Genomic DNA, 23,369 nt, shown 5'->3' on the forward strand with positions numbered 1-23,369 from the left:
TATGCACGCTCCCGGTTGGTAGTGTCCTGGCGTTTTCAGCGGAATCGCCGCGCGCAGGCTGGCGTGTCCCAACTACGCATGGAGTTTTCGCTCCAGCTCGGTGCGCACCAGCTCCGGGTTTGCGCGGCCGCCGGTCGCCTGCACACCCAATCCGGCCTGATGGACGAGCTTTCCAAGATCCGCCGCGTACTCGCAAAAATCGATAACAGCACCCCGCACGAAGTGCTCATGGTCATCGACGGCACCACCGGCCAGAACGCCATCGCCCAGCTCAAGCATTTCCGCGAAGCGATCGGTGTCAGCGGTCTCGTCGTGACCAAGCTCGATGGCACCGCCAAGGGTGGTGTTGTCTTTGCCCTGGCCCGCGAGTTTGGCCTGCCGATCCGTTTCATCGGACTAGGCGAAGGCATTGAAGACCTGCGCGTGTTCGATGCCCAGGCTTTTGTCGATGGTTTGCTGCCGGCGTCGCTGGCCAACGCCAGCGCTGGCAACTGAGCGGAATCGAGCTGCCGCGTGTGAAAATCAAACGCATCGTTGCCAACATCGAAACCGTCGAGCCATCCAGCGTCGATGCTTTCTACCGGGACATCCTCGGCCTGGACCTGGCCATGGATCATGGCTGGATCCGTACCTACAGCAGTGGCGAACGCATGCCCGTCCAGGTCAGTTTTGCCTCCGAAGGCGGCTCCGGCACCGCCGTGCCGAGACTGTCCATCGAAGTCGATGATCTCGAAACTGCCCTTCAGCGATGCAGGGACGCAAATGTCCCGATCGAATACGGCCCGGTGAGCGAACCCTGGGGCGTGCGACGCTTCCACGTCCGCGATCCGCTCGGTGGACTGATCAATATCCTCCAGCACGAGTCGGCATAGCGCGTGTCGACTACCCATGGATAGCTTCGCCAAAAACCTGCTCGCCTGGTTCGATATCCACGGCCGCAACAACCTGCCCTGGCAGCATCCGCGGACGCCTTATCGCGTCTGGCTCAGCGAAGTGATGCTGCAACAGACCCAGGTGCGCACGGTGATTCCGTACTTCGAACGCTTTGTGCGCGCCCTGCCGAGCCTCGCCGATCTCGCTGCCGCGCCGCAGGATCGCGTACTCGCGCTGTGGTCGGGCCTCGGCTACTACAGCCGTGCACGCAACCTGCATCGCTGCGCGCAAATCTGCTTTGCCGAGCACAACGGCGAACTGCCGCAATCGATCGAAGCATTGAGCGCCCTGCCCGGTATCGGTCGCTCCACTGCCGCAGCCATCCTCGCCCAGGCACACGGCCAGTCGCATGCGATCCTAGATGGCAATGTGCGCCGCGTACTTGCGCGCTTCCACGGCGTTCAAGGCTGGCCCGGCGCCAGTGCCGTGCAAAATCAGCTATGGCAACTCGCCGAATCGCACACGCCGGACAAACGCGCCGCCGACTACACCCAGGCCATCATGGATCTCGGCGCGCTGGTCTGCACGCGCAGCAAACCGCGCTGTGCGGAATGTCCGCTGCATCGCACATGCGTCGCCTTGCGCGATGGCTTGACCGCCGCACTGCCGCAGAAAAAACCAGCGAAAACGATACCAAGCCGCACGACAACCATGCTGATCGCGCGCGATGCCGAAGGCCGCGTGCTGCTTGAGCGCCGACCGCCCACCGGCGTCTGGGCACGACTCTGGAGTCTTCCGGAAGGTGTCGACGTCGAGCGTCCGCAATCCTTCTTTGCGCCATTCGACAGGATCGCCTCGCCACGCATTCAGGTGTTGCCCGAACTGATCCACACTTTCAGCCATTTTCGCCTGCACATCACGCCGATCCTGATGCACATCGATGCCGATGAATCGCGTATCGCCGATGATCCTGATCGTGCCTGGGTGCGGCCCGATGAGCTCGATACGCTTGGCCTTCCTGCACCAGTGCGTAAACTGTTGGCGCAACATTGAACAAACACGCCAAGGAATCTGCCCCATGCGAACTGTGAACTGCGTAAAACTCGGCTTTGAAGCCGAAGGCCTCGCCTTCGCCCCGTGGCCCGGCGAGCTCGGCAAACGCATCTACGAAAACGTCTCCAAGCAAGCCTGGGCCGACTGGATGAAACACCAGACCATGCTCATCAACGAGAACCGCCTGAACCCCCTCGACGCTTCCACACGAACATTCCTCAGCGCGGAAATGGAAAAGTATTTCTTCGGCGAAGGCTCGGAAGCCCCACCCGGGTTCATCAAATCGCTCCAGTCGTAGCGCCTGACAAGCCGTTGGATAAGGGGCTCGCTCCTGCCATTCGCGATTCCCGCGAAAAAAAGCATCGCCCCTGAAGGGTTGCCTGCAAACGGCCTTCAACGGGCTGCTAACTTTTCTCCGCATCTTTGGCCTGCTTGCGATCCGCCAGATATTTCTTGTAATCAATCGGCTGAATCTCGTTGATCCGGCACTTGCGCTTGGTGTCAATGCCGACCATTACCGAATCGAAATTCTTGCTGACCACATGTGCATTCGAGCTCACGCCGATCGATTGCGTCCACTCGAGGTCGCTGCACGGCGGATCAACCGTCAACAGATACGCTTCATTGAGTCGCGGCCAGACAACCACCTTGTACTCGCCAACGACCTCCCAGCGCTTCAGATCCCAAAACTGGAATCGATTGACCGGCTCACCGACGTATGGAAGGTACTCCTTCAACGCCATCTCCTGCTTCTCGCGTGACTGAGCGGAAGCACTGGTCGCCAAAAGCAAGGCGAAAATTGTCAACAGGGTTTTCATCGTCATGCCACTCCGTGGGTTGGGTGAATACACAGACTTCAATCAGACGAGACTGAGTGCAAAACTGACGCAAGCACTCGGTTTCCGTTCATCTCGCATTCCGATGAAGGCTTCGGCTTCGCCAGGGAATCGACCCCACGATCATCCCCCAATCGACTTCAAACCTGCGGATTTTCTCGGCCAACGACACACCAAGCTTGACGAATCCGCCCCCAATCGCTCTAATACGCGCCCCTTCGCCGTGGCCTTCAGCGCCCCGGCACGCAAGCACAAGGGCCGAGTAGCTCAGTTGGTAGAGCAGGGGATTGAAAATCCCCGTGTCGGCGGTTCGATTCCGTCCTCGGCCACCATTCCATTCAAGTTCCTCCAAGGTTTCCGGCAGCGTGTAATTCCTCGTGCCATGGGAATCGAACCGCGATAGAGCGCGGTTCGATGATGCGCGCCTTCCTGGCGCTTACCCCTTCGGGGCCGGCTTCGCCGTTCGCTTCGGCATCCTGCCTGCGCAGTCCGTCGAGCGCCATGGATGGCGTGAATGCAGGAAACGCAGGAGCAGTTTTCTGCCAAACGCCATGGATGGCTTGAATGCGCGAAACGCAGGAGCAGTTGCCGAGCAGTTTTCTACCAAGCTCCAATGCCCTCGCACTCAATCCAGGTTTCAATATCAAACGTTCGAATTTGCGCCCTGGTCGATCAGGGCCAGCAGGCTTGCGTAGGCGCGCTGCCAGGCATCGAGCGTGGTGCCGTGCGGTGCCAGTACGCCGTTCAATGCAATCTGGTGTGACTCGCGAAGATAGTCGGCGACGGCGGTGAGTCCGGCGCGGGCGGCAGCCAGCATCTCGCCGGTGTGACCGGGATAGAGCGCCGTCAGCGTCTCATCCCAACTTTGTCGCCAAACCTGTCCTGCCGTGACCGATTGCTGGCCCGCCAGCCACCACAGTGCGATGGCGCGACCGACATCCTTGGTAAAACGTGGCGGCAGACCGTGAAGGCTGGAGATCGGTGTTCGATCCGGATCCGCATGCTCGAGCAAGTGCGCAAGCGCCATGCACGACGGTCGTGCGACGCGCAGGCCGAATTGCGTATCTTCGGCGGCATGCACGGCAACCGGCATGTAGCGAAAACTCGGCAAGCCAAAATCGCCGGCCTCGGTATTGAGACGACGCCAGTGTTTGCGCGTGGCCTGGTCAGCCGGCGGCTCGGCCAGCAGTTCGACAAACCACCCAGCTTCCACATCCGGTGGGCTTAGACGCAAGGCCGGGAGATCGTCGACCGGCGTGGCGGCGGCACCCGCTGCCATGCCGAACGGATACTGCGGCTTCCAGCCTTCCTTGAGCAGTTTCTGGCCCAGCGTTTGCGCCGTCGCCACGGCTTCGATGGCCGGGCGCAACAGGATATCGATGTCCTTGGTCGCCACCGAGTGCGTGCCCGATACATCACGGAAAAACCAGGCCGCGGCGATGCTGCCGATGACGACAACGTTCGGCCGCAGTGCCTGCGGAATCTGTTCGGCGACTTGCCGCAACAGCGCTTCGGCATCGAGTTCCTGTTGCCAGTTCACTGGCGCAGCGCCCTTGCATAGTGCTGCGCCTGTTCGCGCAAGCCGAGATCGAGCAGGGACAGAAACACATCCATTGGATGGGCACAGCGTGCGTGATCGAGACCGGCCTCGCGGGCATATCCGGTTTCGGCGCGAACGACACTGATCACGACCGGCGCCGGAGCAAGGACATTCGGTTCCAGCTCGAGGCCATCGTCAAGCAGACGCAAAATGCGCGCGTCGAAGGTTTTTGCATCGCGCGGAACATGCGCCAGCAGATCCAGTCGCGGCATGCCCATCAGATCAAGGCTCGCCACATCGGCAAGCGCAACCGGCGAGCCTGAAAGTGAAAGCGCCTCCCAATCCGCGGGCGCACCCGGACTCAACAGCGGCAACACGCGTTTCAGCAGCGTCGATGCCGGCTTGATCTGCGCGCCGCGCTCAAAGCGAAACCTGAGCACCTGCGGCAATGCGCCAATCCGCCCCATCATCTCAAGCGAGATCCGCTCGGGCGTCAGATCCAGCCCGCGCAGGTCCTTGATGATGCCCGCATCCTTCAATGCCGCCAGCGCACTGCGCACCGGCGTCTGCGAAACCCCGATCGCCTTGATCAACCCGAGCTGGCTGCCTTCAATCCGCGCACCCTTGGCGGCCTCTGGCTGCGCACGATCATTTTTCAGCCCCGCGCCGATCAGCAGGCGCAGAACCTCAAAGCGGTAGTTGGGCCGATCCAGCTCGACCAGCGCGGACCCGCTGCCCGACACCGATGATTGCCCGACAACTTCGGCGGCGGATTCGAAATGCAGGGACATCCGATCACGGATTTCCTTCGAGATGGCAAGCACCAGCCGACCCCACTCATCTCGCACCGTTGTCTCGTTCACAACCGGATCGACAACGGTCAGGCGCCCCAGCGACTTATTTCCGACAAGCGCCGCCGCCAGCGCGAGTATCTCCGCCTTCAGATCGCGGGTACTGCGCAGTCGGCGCAGCGATTTCCGGATGGTGGCTGGCACAACTTGGCCTTTGGACTGTGAGTCGCTGCCTATTCTGCACGTTAAACATGATTCTGCAAGTGATTTTTGATTCTGCACGTAGCGCGCGCATTTTCCGGTGAACCCCGGAGTTTCGAGCCTTCAGGGGCATTCGCGCCAACTTCGGCTGCCAGCCGAATGCGCGCCACGTTATTCAGACATTTGCTGAGTCGCTCCATGGCCGTGGCGTTGCCTCTACCCTCCCATTCCAGTTGCCTGGCACATTCCCTGATGCTATCTTGGCCATGTTACTTCGCATGGCCATGTTAATTATCTTGGCCATGAGATAGCCTGTCAGGAGGCCAAACCATGAACTCCGGTGCTTCATCCAGCCCTGCAAGGGCTTCGGAAGAATTTGTCGCTCAGCTTTTCGAAATGGATGGCTGGAAGGTTCAGCGCGAGCCAGCGGTCGGCAAATTTCACGCGGATCTCATCGTCAAGAAAAAGTCTCGCGCCTATGTCGTCGAGATCAAGGCGATCTCCGAGGGGCGTCGAGACCGCGTGATCCCCCTCCTCTCCCAAGCCATCCTTCAGGCGCAATCGGCGGCCCGGAAACTTGGCAGCGCGCGCCCAATGGCCATCGTGCATGTAGGTGACGCAAAGGAAATTCTGCTCAGGCAAGTCGATCAATTTGCCAAGCTTCATGCGCCCGATGTCGCCATAGCCATCGTTGCCGACAATGGTGTGCGGCACTTCATCGGTGATGGACTTGAAGGCTTGCAGGTCGATCCCGGCCAGATCTCCAGGCTTTACAAAAAGCCGCCCATCCATGCATCGAACATGTTCTCGGACCTCAACCAGTGGATGCTGAAAGTTCTGCTCGCTCCCGAAATCCCCGAGCACTTGTTGAGCGCACCGCGAGACAGCTATCGCAACGTATCGGAACTCGCCAGAGCAGCGGGTGTTTCCGTAATGAGCGCATTTCGGCTCGGACAACAACTACGCGAGGAAGGATTCCTCGACGAATCGTCGCAGTACCTGAAGCTCGTTCGCCGAAAAGCCCTGTTCGAGCGCTGGCAATCGGCAGGACACCGATCGTCACCGGAAATTCGCATGCGCTTCCTCGTTCCCGGTGCAACAGAGAAAAAGCTGAGGAAGGTCGTATCGGACGGCGACGCCTGCCTCGGCCTCTTCGCCGCAGCCGACGCGCTCAACCTCGGCCATGTGTCCGGGGTACAACCTCATGTCTATGTAGAAAAACTACCGCGCCGGAACAACAGCGCATGGAAAGGGCTGGTTCCATCAGCTCAAAATGAGCCTTTCGACCTGGTGCTCAGACAAGCGCCCGCGCCGAAATCTCTCTTTCGCGGAGCCGTACACCAGGATGGCATCGCCATTGCGGATGTCCTGCAGATCTGGCTCGACGTCTCCGCGCATCCATCCCGCGGACACGAACAAGCCGAGCTGATCCGCAAGAAGGCACTGCGCAATGTTCTCGAAGGAAGCGACAAGTGAACGACCTGGCCGCCTTCTCCCGCTTGCTTGAAGCCCTGGCGCCGTGGCGGGCACAAATCGTCCTCGCCGGAGGCTGGGCCCACCGCATCCATCGACTGCACCCACTGGCAGCGATCGCTCCTTATTCATCTGCCAACAGCTCCGGGCGATATTCGCGCAGCCACCGCTCCGTATGGTCGAGCACCCTTTCGGATTCTTCAATGCAGGACACCAGAACTGCTTCCGAAATCGGGTCGCCTGGCAGCCTGTCGGACTTTACCGGTTGAGGCGACAATTCGGCTGGGCGAGGGCAGATTTTTGACGGTTTGCAGGCCCATAGTGGTGCTATGGGTCAAAAATCGGCGGAAATATGTACCGAACAGCCGGATTTGCAGCCCTGCCGAGTAAAGCCCGACAGGTTGCTGGCCCGTCAATTCACAAAACCACTTACCAACAGGAGCTTTCATGACCGCCATCACCAAGCGATTCACCGACGCACTGGACTACGCCCGCATCGCCCATGCCGCGCAAGTCCGCAAAGGATCAAACATCCCCTACCTTTATCATCTGCTTGGCGTTGCCAGCCTGGTCATCGAGCATGGTGGCAACGAGGATCAAGCGATTGCCGGCCTGCTCCACGATGTCATCGAGGATTGCGGCGAACCGCATCGCGCACTGGTTCGCGCCCAGTTTGGTGATGCCGTTGGAAAGATCGTCGATGACTGCACGGATGGCAGCGCCGAACAGAAGGCGACGCACTCCGATCCCGATGCCAAAGGCCAGGACTGGACACGCAGGAAACTCACCTATCTCGCCCATCTGGCCAAGGCCGACGATACGACCCTGCTCGTATCCGGCTGCGACAAGCTACACAACGCCCGCGCGATTTTGACCGATCTCGAAAACCCCAACGTCGGCACCAAGGTTTTTGATCGATTCACAGCAGGCCGCGATGGAACACTGCGCTACTAACAATCGCTGGCAGAAATCTTCACCAGAAAGAACATCGGCATGGCGCCACAGCTCGAACTCGTCGTTGCTCGCATTCATGAACTGGCCGGGGCTACTTCGCGAATCGGACTGACTAGCCAATAGCCTTTGAACCGGAAATCGGAAGCTATTCCGCGATTATTGCTGCCAGGCACCTTCGCATCAGTAGTGCCAATGCTCATTGCGAACTGGAAGTCGGTTGAGCATATCGCGGAAATCCCGCCAGTGAGGCATGAGCTTATTCATCCACGCAACGAAGCGATCGTTGTGGGTCGGCTCCAGTAAATGGACAAGCTCGTGCACGACAATGTATTCAAGGCATTCCGGCGGTTTTTTGGCCAACTCGGTATTGAATCGAATGTTCCGCGCTTCGGCGTTGCAACTACCCCACTTGGTTTTCATGCGTTGCACGTAGAAGCGTGTAACGCGCACGCCGATGATCGGCTCCCACTTTGCAAGCAGCGCCGGCACGGCTCGCTTGAGTTGATCCCGATACCAATCGGCCAGCAGCTCTTCACGCTTGCTCGCGTCCGTACCTGGGCGTACCTGCAGTCGAAGGTGTCGATGAGTCAACTCCACTGATGGCTTGGCTTCGCGCTCGATAATTTGCATCAGATATCGCTTACCCCAAACGTAATGACTTTCCCGTTCGAGATACTCGCGTGGCGTCTCCCGCTCCTGTGCTCGCAGTTTCCTTTGTTGCTGCTTGATCCAGGCCAGCTTGTTGATCGCAAACAAGCGGATCGCATCCAGCTCCATCCACACAGGTGCGGAAATCCGTACTTTTCCCGAAGGCGGATAGACGCCGAGGTGAATGTTCTTGATCTCCTTACGCACCACATCCACACGGATGCTGCCTAGGTCAATGCGGGTAACCATCAATATTCCGGCTGCTGCTTGATGATCTCGAATATCCGCTCCACTTCAGCAACATCGTCGCCTAGCAACGGCAGCAGCGCCTCCCTCTTGATGTGATTCTCCCTGGCGGCATGGCCGCGCCAGGAGGCGTGGCGTTCGCGCTTCACTGCCTCATCAATGTCGACGGCAAGCTTCAGCCTCGGATCAGGCACAGGCAGCGGACCGGCCTGATCCTGAAGATTTGAGGCTGCGGCAGGTGCCACCTGTACTCTGAGATTGTCGTAGATCGCGCGCAATCCCGCACTGCGTTTGAGCGGCTCCGGCGTGTCATCCGAGTGTCCCGCCCTCACCTTGCCAATCAGATCGCCAATCTTTTTCAGGTAATCCTCATATTTGTCCGCTTGCTCCTTGCGAAACTTGATGACCTCATCCAGCAGCGCCGACATCTTTTCGAAGTACGCCGGATTGTTCAGATGCTCCTGCAGGATCTTGCTGCGCACATTGTTCTCGATGGTCTCGGCCACCGCTTCCTTGCTACCCTTGATGCCATCCGGCAACTGATTGATTGCATCTTCCATTCCGCTTCGAGCAATCAGGTCCAACAGACCCAGATCGTCGAATGCGGAAATCTTGCGCGGCTCCTTCGCCTCGATATAGGTATCGATGAGATGGCGCATGTCGGCCTCATACGGCTTGAGGTCCAGTGTTTCACCGCTGGCTCGGCGGATCACTTCACGCAGATCGGTGTAGCGCTTTACGTCCCCCTTGATCCGCGTGATATCGCCGCCGTCATAGCCGGCACCCACGAGATCGTCCGCAAGGTTTCCATAGGCTCGCAGCAAGGCCACGGCCGCCTTGTACAGCGATACCCGACGCGGCTCATACTTCTTCAAATCCTCTGCGATCTCGGTATTGCCGCAGAAATGACGGATGTAGTCGCGATCCGTTTTTGGCGATGGCACAGGTTCGCAGAGCAGGCTCAACGCCTCGAGCGCGTCATCCAGTCGCTCGCGGCCTTTGTCCAGGCGATCCTGCATCAGCACGTCGGGGTCTGCGCCTTCAGCGCTGTGATCGAGTTCGGAGGAATACACCTGAAGCGCACCTGTGCCCTTCTCGTTCACCAGCTTCTTGAACAGATCCTTGTAGTCGACGATGTAGCCGAAATTCTTGTCGTCGCCATCGAGTCGATTGGTCCGGCAGATCGCCTGGAACAAGCCGTGATCCTGCATCGCCTTGTCGATATAGAGATAGGTGCATGGCGGCGCGTCGAAGCCGGTCAGCAGCTTGTCCACCACGATCAGCAGACGCATGGTGGCGGGCTTCTCGACAAACAGCTTCTTGGCACGATCCTCGTAGGTTTCTGTCTTGCTCTTGCCTGACTGCGCGGTGACGTCTGTCAGCAGTTCGGTATAGGTGTTGTAGATGAACTGCTTGTCGGTGTCATTGTTGGCGCCGGTCTCTTCCAGTGACACATCCCCCGCCTGCGGGTTGTACGAGGTCACTACGGCGCACTTGCCCTTGAGCGGCGTCTTCTGAAACAGAGTGAAGTACTTGCAGGCATCGAGAATGCTGCGCGCCACGAGAATGGCATTGCCTCGCTCACTGGAAAGGCGCGGCTTGACGCTGAAATCGAACACCATGTCCTCAACCACACGCTCCATGCGCGAGCGTGAACTCAGCACACGCTGCAAGGTGCCCCAGGTCTTTTTCAGTTCATCCTTCTGCCAATCGTTGAGCCCTCGAGTCTTGGCTTCAAACCATTGGTCAATTTTTTCTGGAGAACCCAGCTTCTGATCGATATCACGCGCCTCGTAAACCAGATCCAGCACCACTTCGTCTTCCACTGCCTCACTGAATTTGTAGGTGTGGATGTAACCGCCGAATACCTCCAGACTGGTCTGCTTGTCTTTCTTCAGCAGCGGCGTACCGGTGAAGCCGATGAATACCGCGTTGGGCATCAGGGCTTTCATGACCTTGTGCATCCGGCCGCTCTGCGTACGATGGCATTCGTCGACAAACACGAACACTTCGCCCACCGTGGCGCTGGGTTGCGCCTGCAACTCTTCGATAAACGCCTCGAATTCCTGATCCTTTCTGCCGCGCGCATCCAGCCCGAACTTGTGCACCAGTGAACACAGCAACCGGGGCGATGCCTGACCAAGCTGGCGCATCAGGTCGCGGCCACTGTGGGTGCGATAGATCGTTTCACCCGCATTGCGGAATACCCGCTCGATCTGCTTGTCCAGCTCGTCGCGATCAGTAATCACCACCACGCGCGCATGCGGGTTGTGCTGCAGCAGCCAGCGGGCCAGCAACACCATCACGATGCTCTTGCCGCTGCCCTGGGTGTGCCAGACGATCCCGCCCTTGCGCTCGTGGGTATGCTGCTGCGCGGCCTTGATACCGAAATACTGGTGCACCCGCGGTACCTTCTTGAAACCGCCATCGAAGAGCACGAAATCGCGCATCAGCTCGATCAGCCGATCCTTGCGGCACATCTTCAGCAGGTACTTGTCCAGCTTGTAGCGACTGTCATCAGCCTCGTCTTCCTTCCACTTGAGGAAGAATTTTGCCGGTGTCTCGATGGTGCCGTACTGCAAGCCCTCCGAATCGTTGCCTGCAATCACCAGCTGAACCGTACTGAAAAACCAGGCATTGAAGATAGGCAACTGATTGGATCGCAACTGGCGAATGCCTTCACCGATGCTGACTCGGCTGTTTTTCAATTCGATCACTGCCACAGCGAGCCCGTTGACGTAGAGAACCAGATCCGGCCGCCGCTCGAAGTCGCCCTTGAGGGTGACTTCCTCGGCAATGGCGAAATCGTTGGCATCCGGATTGGCCCAGTTGATCAGTTGCACGGTCTCGTGGTTTTGCCCGACTTGCGTTTGTACCGGTATGCCGTAGCGGAGCAACTGGTACACGGCCAGATTGTTCTCGTACAAATCCCGACTCGGGTTGTCCGCCTCGGTATGCAGTTTGTGCAGCACAACACTGATCTGCGCCGTGGTGCAGCCGCGCCGGGTCAACCAATCGGTCAGCAGGCCATCCTCGATCTGACGATTGTTGTCGCGATCGCTCCAATCACCGAGATAGTCGTAATCGAGCTCGTCGCGAAACAGTGCGATCACCCGCCGTTGCGTCGAGCGTTCCGGCTTGCTTATGTCATCCATGCCACTCCCCATCACGCGTCTTTTGCCGGCGCCGGCGGTGCGCTGACGCTGGCCGGGACAAAACCCGAGGCGGTCAACGCCTGAATGACCCCGCGCAGCAAATAGTTGTTGGTGAAGCCCAGCACATATTGCCGCGCGCCCGGTTGCACCGGTTGCAGCATGCCGCTCTGGACCATCTTGCGGATCTGGTAGGTGCGTTGCGCGGCGTTGAGCTTAGGCATGGCCTCGGCAAGATCCGAAGCCTTTACCTGACCCTTGCGGGCGGTCAGAGCGAGCACAGACTCTTCCTGCGCAGTAATCCATTGCCGCTCGCGCGCCAGGGCCAGAGCGGGCAACAGGATCTCGCGGGTCAGGTAGGCATAGTCAGCAAGGTCGTCCACCTTGCGCAATTCATCCAACACTCCGGACAACACATACGTGCACCAATCTTCGAGTGCCTCATCTGTTCCCTCATCAGCGCGCGCCAACATCGCGTAGTAGCGCTCGCGATCGGTGCAAAAAACGGCAGCGGGGTTCAGCACGCGTCCACCGGTTTGCACTCGAAACCCGTATTTGATCAACAATGCATAGGTCAGCAGACGCACTACGCGGCCGTTGCCATTGCCGAACGGGTGAATCCAGGCAAAGCGATGATGGGCCAGCGCCACTTTCATCAAGCCATATTTCGGCGGATCGTCGCGATTGATGAAAGCCACCAGTTCCTGCATGTAGGCCGGCACGTTGATAGCATCGGGCGGTCGATGCTCGGCCTGAGCTATCGCCACCGGTCCGCTACGCCATGCGCCGGGCGTGCGGTCGCCTTCGCGCTTGAGGCCATCCACGGTCATACCATGCAACTGGCGGATAAAGTGTTCGCTGATCGGGGCATCCGGTGCGATAGATTGCTCCACCTCACGCATAGCCTCCTCGATGTTGCCGATCTCGTGGGCCTCGTCGTCACCGCTGCCACTACCCGTCACCTTGCGCTCGACGTAGTCAGCCAGCGTGGTGTGATTGCCCTCGATGCGCGCCGAGGCCAGACTCTCCAGAAGATGGAATACGGCCTTGAGCTGCATGAACACGGGTGGGGGCGTCGTGCCGCGCAATTCCAGCCGGCGTAGATGCTCAAGTTCGGTGAGCACATCCAGCAGTGGCGAGCTGAAAGCAGGATTCAGCAGGCGCAGATCGTGGTGAACAAAACGAGCCATGCGTGGATTTTTCCGTAACGACGCCTCAAATGATCTTTAATCTATCGCATCGGAGCTAATAAAAACAGATGCTTATAGAATCCTGAACGGAACGATATCTTTAATGCGGCACGTAACCAAGTGGAAACACCGAGCGCGCGAAGTTCAAACTCGGGTCAGCAACGGAGCACGCCACAGGTTTCGGAGTCGTAGCTCCAATTCGTTGATTAGCCGCTGCCGCGCAATCCTTTCCGGTTCGTACCTTTCATCCACTCCCTGCGCCCGATCAACCCTCCCGTACGCAACCTGCTGAACGACGACAACCAAGCGAAAACACTCGGGATGATCCCGTATAATCAATGCGATGAAACCTGCCAAGCCAACCACTGCAGCCAAGGCTCGCCGCACTGGCAAAGCGCCCAGCAAGAGGGCCATTGCACGCGCAGTGGCCAGCTCCACCGCCATTGAGACTGGCAGGAGCATCCGGCAGATCGAAAGCACGTTGCGCGGCAAGACTGGCAAGTTGATTGACGTCACGCTCGCGCGCTGAAAACTCCGCCCATATGGCTTGGATTGGAATTTCCTTCTGTATGTGACCTGTATGCGAGCATGCCATTTCGTTGACAGATCGCGTTGGTTCGACCTACTATAATGGCAGTCTCATCCACCTTTAGTGGAAGGAGCATCCGAAGCCCTCCGATAGCAATGTCGTGGGGCTTCAGCCTTTTTGGGCTTTCCAAAACGCGCCCCGCTCGCGCTCGAAGCTGCGCCGCCGGTGTGACTGGAGATCGCAATAAGCGGTCTTGAGCAAATAGAATTCGTTACGTTTGGACAGGATCACGGCAAAGTCCCAGCGCTCAGCCCAGATCACGACACCGGTTTCCCGGCCACGACGGTTCTCCCACCAACTGAATCCGTCCATACCCAAGTTGGCCTGTTCGATTGTCCAGGCGATCCAGCGAATTCGTGCACAGCGGGACAAAGCTGGGATACGGTCGTTCTCGTTGCGGTTTTCCCGACTCGGCGCTTCCGAGATCACATGCCAGAAACTGAAACCCTTGCCGCGAGTATCGGGGCGATACTGAGCCTTGATGCGCCAACCCTTGAAACGGATATCCGCGCGAACAAAGCTTGTCAGGAACGCGTCATACAACACATCCTCGTATGACCCCCACTCACCCTCGAACGGCAATAATTCCGGCGGCTGGCTCATGCCGCACCTTGGGGTTGCCACACGAACAGATTGAACTTGCGCGTATTGGGTAGCGTTGATCGTTCCAGACTGAGCCCGCTGCGCTGACGCACATGGGCGATTAGAGATTGTTTCGCCACGCTTCCCGCCACCTCGCGGGCCGCATGAGACAAGGCACCAGTCAAAACGTCAGCCATCTGCACCAATGGCACTTCATGTGAGCGCACTGCTTCAACCGACTTGATCCGCTCACGACTAAAATCGTAGTGCGTGTTACACAACACCTCATGCAATTTCGCCAATTTGGTGGCGCTGTGGGTGTCTTTGATGTCCACGAATATTCGAAACAGGTGCTGGTCGTCTATCAGCCGACTTAGCAGTTGCCACCACATCTTGTAGTAAAAATCATCATGACTCTGCCCGAAGCGCTCGTGTTCGAGCGCGCGCTTTTCAGGGACCACGACAGCGCGAAAGCCAAGACAGGGTTCGTCGAAGAACAGGTCCACCAGCGCGTGATAGAAAGTCAGGGTGGAAGGCGACACTTGCGTCCATTTGATTTCGCGACTTGACGGGATTCCGTACTCAGCCTTGAGCCCCTTGATCGCCCGCCCAATACGCTGACGATAGTCAGCCGGACAGGAAAGTCCACCTAAAACCATGGCGCGCTGATTGTCGCGTTCCAGATGACACGACTCATCACAGTAGATGTGGATGACTGCGCTCATACGAGGCGAATCCTTCCGGTCAGCAGCTCCTGCATCATGCCTTGCTTGAGCTGGCGGGTTTTGGTCAGCCGGGTTTCGAGTTCGGTGAGCTCGGTGTCCATATCGGTGAGGATGGTGGCGATGGCGGTTTGTTCTTCGCGACCTGGAACCAAAATTGTGAACGACTTCAACCAACCGAACTCGATACTCTCGACCGTGGTGCCAGATTTCAGACACCGCGCAAGAATTTCATTTCCACTACCGATGAGGGCGTGGAGGATGTATTCGGCACACATCCCACTTTCTGGAATAAGCGCCTTCAAATCTTGATTGATCGCCATGGGGATCGTGTTCATGGCGACCGGAAAGAATTTTCGGAGAATGCCGCTTCGCATGACAACAACAATTGAGTTTTCGGGAACCAACGTAGTCGTATGATCTTTGAGCGCCGCCGCAGTAACGTACTGACTCGTGCTTTTCAGTCGAGGAAATTTTACGTCGCCAGAAGATATCCATGGGACGGTTCCTCCGTGCCAGTACGAAGGGTTGCGCATGGACGGTGTCATGCCACCGACCCAACGACCCAGCTGATCTAGTCGCTTGCTTTCGAGATCACCGCCAAAGCCTGGCAGGCGCTGCTTGCCGGTCAGCAAGGCCTGCATGGCGCCTTGCTTGATCTGGCGCTTCTTGGCGATGAGGTGCTCCAGCGATTCGATCAGCGCATCCGCATCGCTCAAGGCCTCGGCGATGGCTTTTTGCTCGATCCTCCCGGGCAGGGGAATGGGGACGTCTTCGAACTTGTCTTTCGGCAGGTGAGCGATGCTTGTCTGTGTAACGAAGTTCTGAAGCATGCCGGAAGAGGCATGCTTTTGGAGAACATTCAGCATCAGCGTCGTGTCATATTCGCGCTTTGGGCGTAGTCGATGGAGCGCTTTTTGGTAGTAACATTCGTCAAGTTCATTTCGCCAAATTGCAGCCCGACCAACTTCCCCGCCTTCGCAAACAAGTAGATCGCCCTCGCGAAGTCGGTAGCGTTGCAGGTCACGGATGGTGAGCCTTATTTGTCCGATACAAGACGGATCAATTCGTCCCCACTGAATAGCTCGATTCCCGAGAAATGGCTTGGATATTCCGACGTTCTTTTCGGCGTCGAGCATTTTTCCTAGCTGAATAGAAAACTCGCTACCTACGGTTGAGACCTCCCAATCCTCGGGAATGGCGCCTAATTCCGTCCGCTTGAATCCCGGCGTTACCCCATCCAGCGAAAATTCGGACAGCTTGAGGTAAGCGGCTGCAGCCTCCTTCACCTCCATGCGAAGCCCATCCGTTCTAAGTGCGCGTCGACTTTCGCCTGCAACTCAGCCACGCGATCCACGAGCTGCGGCATGCTCTCAGCGTAGCGCTCGGCCAACTCGCGCACGCGCCGCGTCAGTCCCTGACTGATCCGATCCATTTCCCCATGAATGACGGTTTCCAGCGTGCCCAGCCATCTGTCGTCGACTGCCAAGGTTTTGATTTCGGTCTCTGAGAGTTGCGGATACTTTGCGTAGGCGGCTGCGTCCAGCTCTGACTCGACCTCTTTGATTTGCTTCTTCAGGGATGACTTTTCGCGATCCAGTTTCTGCCATTGCTTGAGCACCACGATCTCGTCGCGTGATTCGCGGTCATCACCGATCTCGTCCAGCCGCTCTTTCACCGCCGCCTTGTTGATCTTGTCGAAGCCGGAGAACGCGGCATCCTCGCCGCTGTGTTCTTCTTCCAGCTCGGTCAGCTGCGCGTCGCTGGCATCGAGATCGGCGGCGAGCTGGTCGATGGCGGCTTGCTCGGCGGCGAAGTAGCGCGCCACGATCAATGCTTTCGGCAACAGGTCGCAGGCCCAGCCTTTGTCGACCTCCTTGGTGACCTTGCCATCCTTGTTTTTCTTCTGCTCGATCACGCGATAGGTGCTGGCTTTCCAGCCGTCGACGGCGATCAAGTACAAATCGTCCTGCATCGTCTCGGCCCAGTAATCCATCAGGTGCTGGTAGACATCGTAGCGATTGATCAATGGCTGCTTGGTGTAGTGCGCCAACAGGTTTTCGGACAGCTCGGCGATCACGTCCTTGGGGTGGCAACCGGTATCGAGTGCCTTGAGTTTGCTGGCACTGCGCTTGCGCCAGGTGGCGAAGTGGGCGTTCATGCCGTCGATGAAGGCGGCGAACTGCGGGTGCTCGTAGATGCTGGGCTTGATCGCCGCCTTGTCCACAGCGAGATCCACATAACCGGCGCGGTTGGCTTTGAACAAGGCCTTGCGCAGATTGGGGCAGACCTCCCAGTAGCGCTGCAACTCATCGATGTCGGCGAGCGGGATGCCGCCCTTGAGATGGCCTTCGATGTCTTGCCGGTCTTCGGGCTGCTGGCTGTCGATGTAGCGAGGCAGGTTGAGGTTGTAGTCGTTCTTCTCGATCTCGGCGAACGCCACCATGCGCGCGTATTTGGGCACATCCAGCCGCTTGCTGAATACGTCGACGATCTGGTGCACATCGCGTGAGCGCAGGCGGTTCTTCGGCCCATCCTTGGCGAAGCCACTGCTGGCATCGATCATGAAGATGCCCTTGCGCGCCTGCGCATCCTGCTTGTCGATGAGCACGATGCAGGCCGGGATGCCGGTGCCATAGAACAGGTTGGCCGGCAGGCCGATGATCGCCTTGATGTAACCTTTTCGAATCAGGTTGCGGCGGATCTCCGCCTCGGCATTGCCGCGAAACAACACGCCGTGCGGCAGGATGCAGGCACCCTTGCCAGTGGGTTTGAGCGATCGCACGATGTGCAGCAGATAGGCGTAGTCGCCCTGCTTGGCTGGCGGCGTACCGACCGAGGCAAAACGCTCGTGCGGATCGTTCAACGGATCGAGACCGGTGCTCCAGCGCTTGTCCGAGAACGGCGGATTGGCGACCACGTAATCGAAGGTGCGCAGGCTGCCCTTGTCCATGAACTTCGGATCGGACAGCGTATTGCCTTGCATGATGTTCGCCTCGGCGTTGTCGTGCAGGATCATGTTCATGCGCGCCAGGCCGGCGGTGGTGGCGTCTTTTTCCTGGCCGTAAATGGTGAGCTTGCTGCGCGCCTCGTCGGCCACTTTCAGCAAGAGCGATCCTGACCCGCAAGTCGGGTCATACACCGTGGTGGCATTGCTGGTTTTCGCCTCGCGGATACCGAGCACCTGGGCCATGATCCGACTGACTTCGGCCGGGGTGTAGAACTGGCCCTTGCTCTTGCCACTTTCGGTGGCGAAGTGGCGCATCAGGTATTCGTAGGCGTCGCCGAGAATGTCGTCACCCTCGGCGCGATTCTTCGAGAAGTCCAGCGCCTTGTTCTCGAAGATGCTGATCAGGTCGGTGAGCTTGTCGACCATCTCCTTGCCGCTGCCGAGCTTGCCGGCATCATTGAAATCGGGCATCTCGGAAAGCCGGTTGGCTTCCTTGAGAGGCGCGATGATCTTCTTGTTGATCTGATCGCCGATATCGCTCTTGCCCTTGAGCGCGACCATATCCTTGAAGCTGGCGCCCTTCGGCACAGTGATCGCCGCAAACGGCACGCCCGCGTATTTGTCACTGACGTACTTGATGAAAAGCAGCACCAGCACGTAATCCTTGTACTGGCTGGCATCCATGCCACCGCGCAACGCATCACAACTGGCCCACAGGGATGAATACAGTTCGGATTTCTTGATTGCCATGTTCAACTGAGGATTGGAAGGGGTAGTGCGTTACTGCGGTTTCGGCATATGGCTGCGTATCGAGAATTCGATCTACGCCAAACCGGACTCATGATATGCCACTGAGGCATTTTCCACGTGGCACCGTGGACTCGGTGTCTGGAGCATCGCCATTGTTGTGGGCGGTTACGAAGCGCGCGTTGAGTTTTTGAGGCCCGCGCAGTGGGCGAATTCCTTCGCTAGCATGCCGCGCGTATCAAGCACTGAGACAAAGCTATCGGATTCTGCGCAGTGTCTCCGCAATGCAGGAACCCGCCGCATGAACCCGAACCCACAACAGCATTCCGCCACCGGCTCCATCTCGATCGGAACCCGGTCGACAAACTATCCAGTGCCGGATGCCGCCGAGATCATCGCCACCTTCGCCGATGTCGAGACCGACTATTGGGCGCCGGTGACGGATGAGGTGATCAGCCGCTGTGTGTATCGGGAGTGGGGAATATTCAATGTCATGCTGGTGCCGCCTGACTATGCGCCGCTGCAGGCGATCGATAGCTGCAAGCTCGATGGCATGCTGAGCAAGGCGCGGCGTGGCGAGGTGTTGCTGTTTGCGATTTCGCGACCTGCGGAAGGTGGCTTGTTCGGCATCATGACCGTGCCTCGCCCTCACGAGCCCTGGATCGGGTTGCGTTTGACGGACGAGGACTGGTGCACACAGGGAGACCGGCCTCCCTATACATTCGGCATCGATCTGAATGCGGCCTGCGAATTGCGATTCCTGTGTATCCAGTGGCTGGTTCGCCGATTGCTGCCCATCGTTGCGAGGCCTCGCCCGCAGATTGCGCCGGATGAGCTGGAATTACGCTATGCCGCCATCCTTGCGGATGCGCAGGAGCCGCTGAAGATTGATGGTGTTGATGTTTCGACCTGGCCGCAATTTCTGGATTGCGCGCGCTCTGCGGTGCAGATGTTTGGACGGAAGGTTTCGGGGGTTGGCGAACGCGAAGATTCGGCGCAGCGGCGGGTTCATGAGCTTGCGTTGGAGGCTTGGCCGGCTCGAATCAGGGAGGTGTGATCGTAGAGGGTTGGGGAAGAGCATCGCGGCTGAAGTCAACAACGAAGCGGTAACGCGAGAACAGCCATCGAAACCCGCGCCACCGATTCGGATTTTGTAGGAGGAGCATTCATGCCCGATGCCCTTCCGCAACGTGACGAAGAGCATCGCGGCTGAAGCCTGCTCCTACGAAGAGCGGGAAGAGCTTGAGAGGTGCGGCTATTTGTTGGGCGCGGAAAACCTTCAGCCGTTCGCGCCCTTTCGACGCGCCGACTTTTTCGCGGGTGCGGGTTTCGGTGCCAACACAATTCGGAGATTGCGTAGCATGGGCGCTCCAAACGGGGTCTTGAAAGGGCTATTAACGGCAATTTTAAGACACTCGCCCGCTATTAAAGGATGTCTTAATAGCCCAGTGGGGCACAAGTAACCTGGACACCGCCCTATTCCGAATCGCGCTCGCACCTATTGCGGCCTGCGGCTGCGCAACAAGCGTCGAGTTCATGAAATGGCGTGGGAGGCTTGGCCGCTTTGGTCCTGAGATGTGTATTTGTAGTGGATTGGGGAAGTGCCTCGCGACCATCGGGAATCCCTCTACGGGCCCCTGAAGAGGGCTCCTGCGAAGAGCCTGGCGGGAGATGGTTTGACTGCATTGGCTTCATACTGTCCAAAGGGCTGGATCCATCGCGTGCAAACCCGGCTTCACACTGCGCGCGCGTGGCCCGCACAAATATCGCTTCAAGGATTCAAGTAATGACGATTCACTGGTACCCCGGGCATATGCACAAGGCCCAGAAGGACATGATCGAGCTGCTGCCGCAGGTTGATCTGTTGATCGAGATTCTGGATGCGCGCATTCCCTATTCAAGCGAAAACCCGGCGATTGCGCGGCTGCGTGGCGACACGCCTTGCATCAAGGTGTTGAGCAAGTCCGATCTGGCTGACCCTGCGGTGACGGCGCTGTGGCAGGCGCGGTTCGAGGAGCAGCGCAACGTCAAGACGTTTCCGACGCGCAGCGATCAACCAGCAGGCATCAAGGCGCTGGTGGGATTGTGTCGGGAGATGGTTCCGCAGCGAGAGACAAACAAGAACTCGATTCATGCCATGGTGGTTGGCATTCCGAATGTCGGTAAATCGACCCTGATCAATATTCTTGCCGGGCGCAAGATCGCCAGGACCGGCGACGAGCCGGCGGTGACCAAATCCCAGCAGCGCATCGATCTCGGCAACGGCATCATCCTGTTCGATACGCCCGGCATCCTGTGGCCGAAGGTCGAAAGCGTGGATAGCAGCTACCGACTGGCGGTGACCGGCGCGATTCGCGACACCGCGATGGAGTACGACGACGTCGGCCATTTCGCCGCCGAATTTCTGCTGCGCCACTATCCCGATCTGCTCATGGAGCGTTTCAAGCTCGATGCCCTGCCCCGCGACGAGGAAGCGTTTCTGCAAGCCGCCGCGGTCAAGCGTGGCGCGATCGGTGCCGGTGGCAAGTTCAACCGGCACAAGATCAGCGAGCTGCTGGTCAAGGAGTTTCGCAGCGGAATCATTGGCCGTATCACCCTGGAAACACCCGACATGATCGCGGCCGAGCGGATCGAGCTGGACAAGGCAGCAGCACGGCAAGCCGAGGACAAGGCCGCCCGCAAGCAGCGCTTCAAGGAAGGCTCGGGCAGCCTGGGCAAAAAGGAACGCAAGGAAGTGCGTGCCGATGACCGTGCAGCGAAGAAGCGGAAGCCAACACCGAAGCGGTAATGCGATAAGAGCCAGCGAAACCCGCGCATGGGGACGCGCACTTTTTTTTGGAGCCCGATTACGGGCGAGGTTTTTTCGTGGGGTTGGGGGAGAGCATCGCGACCGAAGGAAGTCCCTTTTTCGGGGCGGCTGAAGCCTTCTCCTACGAAGAGCGGGCGATGTTCGCGACATGTGTGGGGTTCCGTACAATCCCCATCTTTGGGATGCCGTCATGGACGTTCTGATTTGCACGGCCAAGGAGCAGGACGAGTGGTGTGAGACGTTGGCGGCGTGTCTGCCTGAGGCTCAGGTGCATGCTGGCCCGGATGCGCCAGCGTGCGACTACGCGGTGTTGTGGAAGCCGCCGGCGGCCGTGTTTGCCCATCAACCACGATTGAAGGCGCTGTTTTCGCTGGGTGCCGGAGTGGATGGCTTGCTGGCGATGCCTGCGTTGCCGCGCGATGTGCCGCTGGTGCGCATCGAGGATTGCGGCATGGCCGCGCAGATGATCGAGTACGCGCTGTATGTCGCCTTGCGGCGATTCCGCCGTTTTGCCGAGTATGCGGATGCGCAGAGCGAGGGGCGCTGGGCGCCGCGCGGTTTGCGCATGCGCGAGGATTTCCAGATCGGCGTGCTCGGCTTGGGCGTGCTCGGAAGTGCGGTGGCGAACGCCCTGGCCGGGTTCGGCTTTGCCGTATCGGGTTGGAGCCGAACGCCGAAATCGATCGAGGGCATCGATTGTGTGCATGGATCAGCCGGACTCGATGTCTTGCTTGCACGCAGTGAGGTGCTGCTGGTGTTGTTGCCGCTGACGGGCGATACCGAAGGTCTGCTGGGTCGTGAACTCCTGGCGCAATTGCCTGATGGCGCGGCCTTGGCTAATCTCTCGCGCGGCGAAATCGTGGATGATGAGGCTTTGCTTGAGGTGCTGGATTCGGGACAGATTGCGGAAGCGTTTCTTGATGTGTTCCATCGCGAACCGTTGCCGCGCGATCACCGCTACTGGACCCATCCGCGAGTACGAATAACGCCCCATGTGGCTGCCTTGACGCCATACTCCGCGGCCTGCAGTCAGGTTGCGGAGAAGATTCGCGGCTTCGAACGTGGCGAATCGATTAGCGGCATCGTCGATCGGGCGCGAGGGTACTGAGTCATTCCGGCTGAGATTGCGGCGGCCAAGCCAAAGAATTTACTTGTCAAAGCACGGCTTGCTTGCGGTCGGGCACCGATTTGCGCGCGGAGTTCTGGTCGAAAAGGCTTGGCTGGCTGCGCTTTCACATAAATTTCATGTTGTTGTACTCCTGTTGTTCATCTGACTTCAGGGACACTCGACCCTAGTTGAATGAACGGAGATTGCCGATGAATGTGACGATCCTGTTTGGAGATCGCGAGAGAAAATCCTCGGTCGATCAAATTGCATTGCGCGCACGTGAGGTCGTTGACGCGGTGCTCACGCGGGCACGGGAGAACCAGGAGTCCTCCACTGCCGGGCCAGTCTGGCACAGCGTCGCGATGCAGATTTCCTGCCGCGAGGAAGATGAATATCTGAAGCTGCTTGCGGCCATTGAACGCAAATGCGTGGAGCGCCGAATCAATGTGATGGGGGTTCGCTGCGCTTGAGGGGTTTGGAACGCCACTGAAACATCCGCTCATGCTTCCCTTTGAAAAGCACAGGGCAGGCTCGGCTGAGCCATGGCAGGGGTTCAATGACCCTGCTTTTCGTCTTGGCGGGTAAAGCCAAAGGCGCTGGGCCCCTGCCTTCGCAGGGGCGACGGTGACTTGGAGGGTCGAGGGGGTTTTACGTTGGTCGCTGGATGCGTGCTCCAGGATTCCGCCCGATGAACCTCGGAACTACGAAGATGGACAAAGCCGGCAACTGGCAGGCGCCTGAGAACCCCCGCCCACCAGAATCTTCAACCCACCTCTCGATAGGGGTCGGGAAGGCTCATCACCTCCCCGCCCTCCGAACCGTGCGTGCGGTTCTCCCGCACACGGCTCTCCAGTTGGTGGTTGCTTCATCGAGATCGGCACGCCAAGGCATGGGCTTGGGTTAAC

The 23,369-nt window shown here is 58.6% G+C and carries 18 protein-coding genes, 1 tRNA gene and 2 pseudogenes; 11 read left to right on the forward strand and 10 right to left on the reverse strand.

What is annotated here, in order from left to right; genetic code table 11:
* The 4 genes and pseudogenes from VFN25_RS15070 to VFN25_RS15085 all read left to right on the forward strand — a co-directional run.
* Window positions 1–495, forward strand: a pseudogene (locus VFN25_RS15070) (hypothetical protein); the annotation flags it as partial.
* Window positions 496–515: 20 nt separating this feature from the next.
* Window positions 516–872: a VOC family protein gene (locus VFN25_RS15075; protein WP_325143364.1), complete on the forward strand. Its 357-nt coding sequence runs from the start codon at window positions 516–518 to the stop codon at window positions 870–872.
* Window positions 873–888: 16 nt separating this feature from the next.
* Window positions 889–1,926, forward strand: coding sequence for an A/G-specific adenine glycosylase (mutY, locus tag VFN25_RS15080; RefSeq protein ID WP_325143366.1), 1,038 nt, complete (start codon window positions 889–891; stop codon window positions 1,924–1,926).
* A gap of 25 nt (window positions 1,927–1,951) precedes the next feature.
* Window positions 1,952–2,224, forward strand: a complete 273-nt coding sequence (locus VFN25_RS15085) for an oxidative damage protection protein (RefSeq protein WP_325143368.1) — start codon at window positions 1,952–1,954, stop codon at window positions 2,222–2,224.
* A gap of 106 nt (window positions 2,225–2,330) precedes the next feature.
* Here the strand turns inward: VFN25_RS15085 and VFN25_RS15090 are convergent, their stop codons facing one another.
* Window positions 2,331–2,744, reverse strand: coding sequence for a DUF6491 family protein (locus VFN25_RS15090; RefSeq protein ID WP_325143370.1), 414 nt, complete (start codon window positions 2,742–2,744; stop codon window positions 2,331–2,333).
* Window positions 2,745–3,018: 274 nt separating this feature from the next.
* On the opposite strand from VFN25_RS15090, the gene VFN25_RS15095 reads away from it, so the two are divergent.
* Window positions 3,019–3,094 (forward strand) — tRNA-Phe (locus VFN25_RS15095).
* A gap of 311 nt (window positions 3,095–3,405) precedes the next feature.
* Here the strand turns inward: VFN25_RS15095 and VFN25_RS15100 are convergent.
* Together VFN25_RS15100 and VFN25_RS15105 are read right to left on the reverse strand one after the other, a co-directional pair.
* Window positions 3,406–4,302, reverse strand: a complete 897-nt coding sequence (locus VFN25_RS15100; protein ID WP_325143372.1) for a hypothetical protein — start codon at window positions 4,300–4,302, stop codon at window positions 3,406–3,408.
* Window positions 4,299–5,297 carry a hypothetical protein gene (locus VFN25_RS15105; RefSeq protein ID WP_325143374.1) on the reverse strand — a complete coding sequence of 333 codons (999 nt, stop codon included), beginning with the start codon at window positions 5,295–5,297 and terminating at the stop codon, window positions 4,299–4,301. Before VFN25_RS15105 ends, VFN25_RS15100 begins: the two co-directional genes overlap by 4 nt.
* A gap of 393 nt (window positions 5,298–5,690) precedes the next feature.
* Between VFN25_RS15105 and VFN25_RS15110 the strand changes: the two genes are divergently transcribed.
* Both VFN25_RS15110 and VFN25_RS15115 read left to right on the forward strand, forming a co-directional pair.
* Window positions 5,691–6,770 carry a hypothetical protein gene (locus tag VFN25_RS15110; protein ID WP_414648980.1) on the forward strand — a complete coding sequence of 360 codons (1,080 nt, stop codon included), beginning with the start codon at window positions 5,691–5,693 and terminating at the stop codon, window positions 6,768–6,770.
* A 444-nt stretch (window positions 6,771–7,214) separates the two neighbouring features.
* A pseudogene (locus VFN25_RS15115) lies at window positions 7,215–7,844 on the forward strand (HD domain-containing protein).
* A gap of 57 nt (window positions 7,845–7,901) precedes the next feature.
* Here the strand turns inward: VFN25_RS15115 and VFN25_RS15120 are convergent.
* The 7 genes from VFN25_RS15120 to VFN25_RS15150 form a co-directional block, all read right to left on the reverse strand.
* Window positions 7,902–8,618, reverse strand: coding sequence for a SprT family zinc-dependent metalloprotease (locus tag VFN25_RS15120; RefSeq protein WP_325143377.1), 717 nt, complete (start codon window positions 8,616–8,618; stop codon window positions 7,902–7,904).
* On the reverse strand, window positions 8,618–11,770 hold the full coding sequence (locus VFN25_RS15125; RefSeq protein WP_325143380.1) for an HsdR family type I site-specific deoxyribonuclease: 3,153 nt from the start codon (window positions 11,768–11,770) through the stop codon (window positions 8,618–8,620). The genes VFN25_RS15120 and VFN25_RS15125 overlap by 1 nt, the downstream gene beginning before the upstream one ends.
* An 11-nt stretch (window positions 11,771–11,781) precedes the next feature.
* The gene (locus tag VFN25_RS15130) at window positions 11,782–12,957 is read right to left on the reverse strand and encodes a Fic family protein (protein ID WP_325143382.1); all 1,176 of its coding nucleotides are present in this window, start codon (window positions 12,955–12,957) and stop codon (window positions 11,782–11,784) included.
* Between the two features lie 697 nt (window positions 12,958–13,654).
* Window positions 13,655–14,149 (reverse strand): hypothetical protein, encoded by a 495-nt coding sequence (locus VFN25_RS15135; RefSeq protein ID WP_325143384.1) that lies wholly within the window; start codon window positions 14,147–14,149, stop codon window positions 13,655–13,657.
* On the reverse strand, window positions 14,146–14,853 hold the full coding sequence (locus VFN25_RS15140; RefSeq protein WP_325143386.1) for a DUF3800 domain-containing protein: 708 nt from the start codon (window positions 14,851–14,853) through the stop codon (window positions 14,146–14,148). Before VFN25_RS15140 ends, VFN25_RS15135 begins: the two co-directional genes overlap by 4 nt.
* Window positions 14,850–16,145 carry a restriction endonuclease subunit S gene (locus VFN25_RS15145; protein ID WP_325143388.1) on the reverse strand — a complete coding sequence of 432 codons (1,296 nt, stop codon included), beginning with the start codon at window positions 16,143–16,145 and terminating at the stop codon, window positions 14,850–14,852. Before VFN25_RS15145 ends, VFN25_RS15140 begins: the two co-directional genes overlap by 4 nt.
* Complete coding sequence (locus VFN25_RS15150) at window positions 16,136–18,550, reverse strand: type I restriction-modification system subunit M (protein WP_325143389.1); 2,415 nt, start codon at window positions 18,548–18,550, stop codon at window positions 16,136–16,138. The genes VFN25_RS15145 and VFN25_RS15150 overlap by 10 nt, the downstream gene beginning before the upstream one ends.
* 298 nt (window positions 18,551–18,848) lie before the next feature.
* Between VFN25_RS15150 and VFN25_RS15155 the strand changes: the two genes are divergently transcribed.
* The 4 genes from VFN25_RS15155 (at window position 18,849) to VFN25_RS15170 (ending at window position 22,934) form a co-directional block, all read left to right on the forward strand.
* Window positions 18,849–19,604 (forward strand): hypothetical protein, encoded by a 756-nt coding sequence (locus VFN25_RS15155; RefSeq protein WP_325143391.1) that lies wholly within the window; start codon window positions 18,849–18,851, stop codon window positions 19,602–19,604.
* A gap of 729 nt (window positions 19,605–20,333) precedes the next feature.
* The gene (ylqF, locus tag VFN25_RS15160) at window positions 20,334–21,335 is read left to right on the forward strand and encodes a ribosome biogenesis GTPase YlqF (RefSeq protein ID WP_325143393.1); all 1,002 of its coding nucleotides are present in this window, start codon (window positions 20,334–20,336) and stop codon (window positions 21,333–21,335) included.
* Between the two features lie 211 nt (window positions 21,336–21,546).
* On the forward strand, window positions 21,547–22,464 hold the full coding sequence (locus VFN25_RS15165; protein ID WP_325143395.1) for a glyoxylate/hydroxypyruvate reductase A: 918 nt from the start codon (window positions 21,547–21,549) through the stop codon (window positions 22,462–22,464).
* A 209-nt stretch (window positions 22,465–22,673) separates the two neighbouring features.
* Entirely contained in the window at window positions 22,674–22,934 is a 261-nt protein-coding gene (locus VFN25_RS15170) for a hypothetical protein (RefSeq protein ID WP_325143397.1), read from the forward strand.
* Window positions 22,935–23,369: the final 435 nt, after the last annotated feature.

This window comes from Dokdonella sp. (genome assembly GCF_035703485.1).
Classification (GTDB): Bacteria; Pseudomonadota; Gammaproteobacteria; order Xanthomonadales; family Rhodanobacteraceae; genus Dokdonella.

What these genes read in the sequence shown, in the direction of transcription:
- mutY (WP_325143366.1), top strand. Translation starts at nt 889, where the DNA reads ATGGATAGCTTCGCCAAAAACCTGCTCGCCTGGTTCGATATCCACGGC.
- VFN25_RS15085 (WP_325143368.1), top strand. Translation starts at nt 1,952, where the DNA reads ATGCGAACTGTGAACTGCGTAAAACTCGGCTTTGAAGCCGAAGGCCTC.
- VFN25_RS15090 (WP_325143370.1), bottom strand. Translation starts at nt 2,744, where the DNA reads ATGAAAACCCTGTTGACAATTTTCGCCTTGCTTTTGGCGACCAGTGCT.
- VFN25_RS15110 (WP_414648980.1), top strand. Translation starts at nt 5,691, where the DNA reads ATGGATGGCTGGAAGGTTCAGCGCGAGCCAGCGGTCGGCAAATTTCAC.
- VFN25_RS15120 (WP_325143377.1), bottom strand. Translation starts at nt 8,618, where the DNA reads ATGGTTACCCGCATTGACCTAGGCAGCATCCGTGTGGATGTGGTGCGT.
- VFN25_RS15125 (WP_325143380.1), bottom strand. Translation starts at nt 11,770, where the DNA reads ATGGATGACATAAGCAAGCCGGAACGCTCGACGCAACGGCGGGTGATC.
- VFN25_RS15130 (WP_325143382.1), bottom strand. Translation starts at nt 12,957, where the DNA reads ATGGCTCGTTTTGTTCACCACGATCTGCGCCTGCTGAATCCTGCTTTC.
- VFN25_RS15135 (WP_325143384.1), bottom strand. Translation starts at nt 14,149, where the DNA reads ATGAGCCAGCCGCCGGAATTATTGCCGTTCGAGGGTGAGTGGGGGTCA.
- VFN25_RS15140 (WP_325143386.1), bottom strand. Translation starts at nt 14,853, where the DNA reads ATGAGCGCAGTCATCCACATCTACTGTGATGAGTCGTGTCATCTGGAA.
- VFN25_RS15145 (WP_325143388.1), bottom strand. Translation starts at nt 16,145, where the DNA reads ATGGAGGTGAAGGAGGCTGCAGCCGCTTACCTCAAGCTGTCCGAATTT.
- VFN25_RS15150 (WP_325143389.1), bottom strand. Translation starts at nt 18,550, where the DNA reads ATGGCAATCAAGAAATCCGAACTGTATTCATCCCTGTGGGCCAGTTGT.
- VFN25_RS15155 (WP_325143391.1), top strand. Translation starts at nt 18,849, where the DNA reads ATGAACCCGAACCCACAACAGCATTCCGCCACCGGCTCCATCTCGATC.
- ylqF (WP_325143393.1), top strand. Translation starts at nt 20,334, where the DNA reads ATGACGATTCACTGGTACCCCGGGCATATGCACAAGGCCCAGAAGGAC.
- VFN25_RS15165 (WP_325143395.1), top strand. Translation starts at nt 21,547, where the DNA reads ATGGACGTTCTGATTTGCACGGCCAAGGAGCAGGACGAGTGGTGTGAG.
- VFN25_RS15170 (WP_325143397.1), top strand. Translation starts at nt 22,674, where the DNA reads ATGAATGTGACGATCCTGTTTGGAGATCGCGAGAGAAAATCCTCGGTC.